General features: G+C 38.1%; 1 protein-coding gene. It reads left to right on the forward strand.

All coding sequences use genetic code 11. From position 1 onward, the window contains the following. The first annotated feature begins 145 nt into the window (after positions 1–145). Positions 146–2,920: a Vgb family protein gene (locus ACE1CC_RS13195; RefSeq protein ID WP_413270897.1), complete on the forward strand. Its 2,775-nt coding sequence runs from the start codon at positions 146–148 to the stop codon at positions 2,918–2,920. Positions 2,921–3,018 lie beyond the last annotated feature (98 nt).

Consider the following 3,018-nt stretch of genomic DNA (forward strand, 5'->3'; position numbering starts at 1 on the left):
CCCCCCCGCCCCATCCGAATCTAACTATTATCACTTTATTTATTTGCACCTACTTATTGAGGAATGAACGACTAAAGTCGTCACAACGAACTTAATATTACAGTGTATAATTTTTCCTTAATAACTTAGACCACGAGAAGAAAATATGCTCACTGCCAATGAACTATTCAATGAGACTTACTATCTAGACAATCATTTAGACCTTTCTGTAGCCTTAAGTAATGGCGTTATTAGCAGTGGCTTGGCTCACTTTAACGGAATTGGAAAATTAGAAAATCGCAGTCCCAGTTCTTTCTTTGATAGTGAGTATTATTTACAAACCTATTCTGATGTAGCTCTAGCTGTTCAGAATAAGACAACTACCGCTTTTGACCACTTTATCTTACACGGTCAATTTGAAATACGCAATCCTAATGCTGCATTTAATACCCTCCTTTATTTACAACAAAACCCCGATGTAGCGGCGGCTGTGCAAAGAGGTGATATTACAGCCTTTGAACATTTTATCGAAAATGGGATCGAAGAAGGTCGTTCTCCCGCTACCATTTTCAACCAACCTAATCCTGAAAGGTGGACTTTTTCCTTACCGAATTATACAATTGAACACCAAGGAATAAATAACCTCAATATCAATGTTGAATATACCTATAAGGACGGAATTACTTATTCAGAATATCCTGATTTTGTGCCAATTTCTCAAAGTGTCGATCGCTTTTTAGTAAACTACCCCAACGAAACCGACTTTTGGGAAATCATCAACAAAAACCTCACCCAAAAACTGCTGGATGAAAATCCAGCAATGCAGTCTGTGACTGTTGATATTGATGTTTTACCCAGTGTTGCATTACCTTACCAACGTTCCAGCATAGTTACCCGTGACAGGCAAGGAAAGTTAGAGGAAAAATGGGATTTCCAAATTCCGCAATATACCATTGAACACCAAGGATTAAACACTTTAAACCTCGATGTTAGTTATACATATAAACCAGGAATAAGCAATAGCCAATATGCTGATTTTGTGCCAATTTATAACCGCATCAATAACTTCCTAATTAATTATCCCAACGAAACGGATTTCTGGGAAATTTTGAATAAAAACTTAACTCAGCAAATTCTCTCAGAAAATCCCGAATTCTCCGACTTTAAAGTAAATTTGGAAGTGCTGCCAACTAACAATCTACCATATACCAGAAGCAGTACTGTTACCCGAACTCAACCGCAGTTATTAAATGTGCCGGAAACGTTTTTGGTAGGAAATACCAGAGGTAATAACGTAGTCAGATTTGATGCTAAGACGGGTAGTTTTTTAGGTGAATTTATTACTGCTGGTAGTGGGGGATTATTCTCACCCGATAACATTATTGTCGGGCCAGATGGTAATAATGATGGCATCACCGATCTTTACATTACCAGTGGTAATAAACCTGCCAATTCTACAGAACAAGGTGCTTCGGGGATTTTGCGTTTTGATGGGAGAACGGGGGCATTTATCGATCGCTTTGTCACCGACAATCCCAACACTCCCAACATTGACGAAACGGGTGGTTTGTTGCGTCCTTATGGATCAGTATTCGGCCCCGATGGTAAACTTTACGTTAGCAGTTTCTTAACCGATCAAATTTTACGTTATGACGGCACAACTGGTCAATTTATTGATGTTTTTGCCAGAGGAAATCAACAACCTGGGGGATTAAATGGCCCGAATGGATTGATTTTTGGCCCTGATGGTTTTCTCTATGTTACTACTCAAGGAAGTGTAGCAAGAAACGGTGAAGCAGATTTCAGTGCTGGCTTACCTAGTCAGGTGTTACGTTATGATATTAAAACAGGTGAATCGAGAGTATTTGCTTCTCCTGAAGCTGCACCTAATGGCAATGGTTTTGTCAGTCTTTTAGGATTAGCTTTTAATTCTAATGACGGTCTGCTTTATGTTAGTGATTTCGCTAATGATATCCGCAAATATAATGTGCAAAGTGGGGAATTGTTGGGTGTGATTTCGACAAATTACACGGGAACAAATTCAACTAATAACTTCACTGGTAGCTTAACTTTTGCCGGAGATGGCAATCTTTATACTGTTGGTTTTGATTATCGGGAAGGTGCGAATAATATTGGGGCGATTTTAGGATTTAATCCGGTAACAGGGGCAAAAATTCCGGCACCAAACAATCCTAATAGCAATACTTTTGTCCCGCCAGATCCTACTTTGAATCGTCCAGTTGGGATTCTTTCCTATATCCCGACAACAACCGGAAATTTACGGGAGGAATGGGGTTTTAAATTCCAAAATTACCCAATTCAACATCAAGGGTTGAATAATTTGAATATTGATGTTGATTACGTCTACAAAAAGGGAATAAAAAATAATGAATACCCGGATTTTGTACCAATTTATCAGGGGATAGATCGGTATTTGAAGAATTACCCGAATGAAACTGATTTTTGGGAAATTGTCAATAAGAATGTGACTCAGAAAGTTTTGGCAGAAAATCAGGTAATTGATGCTGTGAGTATTAATTGGAATGTACTGCCATCAATAGCTTTACCTTACGATCGCTCTAGTATCGTAACGCGAAATCGCCAAGGTTTGCTCCAGGAGAAATGGAACTTTAAGATTCCTGAATATCCGATCGTACATCAAGGCTTAAATACGTTGAATCTTGATGTGAATTATACATATAAGCAAGGGATAACTGATGCAGAGTATCCTGACTTTGTACCGATTTATAAGCGGATAGATGAGGTGTTGCGAAATTACCCAGATGAAAATCAATTCTGGGAAATTGTTAACCGGAATTTGACTAGCTTAGTATTAGATGAAAATCCAGTTTTGGCAGATGCTACGATTCAATTGGGTGTTTTACCAACGGAAAGGTTGCCTTATAATCGGGGGAGTTTGGTAGTGCGATCGCAATTCTAAATTCTAGGCACGTTGTTGGGGTTTTTAGAAACAAATAAAGCAAAAAAACAAAAACAAACCAAAATAAAATGGAATAATATAATTTAAAAAAAAAAAAA

Origin of the sequence: Floridaenema aerugineum BLCC-F46 (assembly GCF_041929345.1) — a bacterium.
Taxonomy (GTDB): domain Bacteria; phylum Cyanobacteriota; class Cyanobacteriia; order Cyanobacteriales; family Aerosakkonemataceae; genus Floridanema; species Floridanema aerugineum.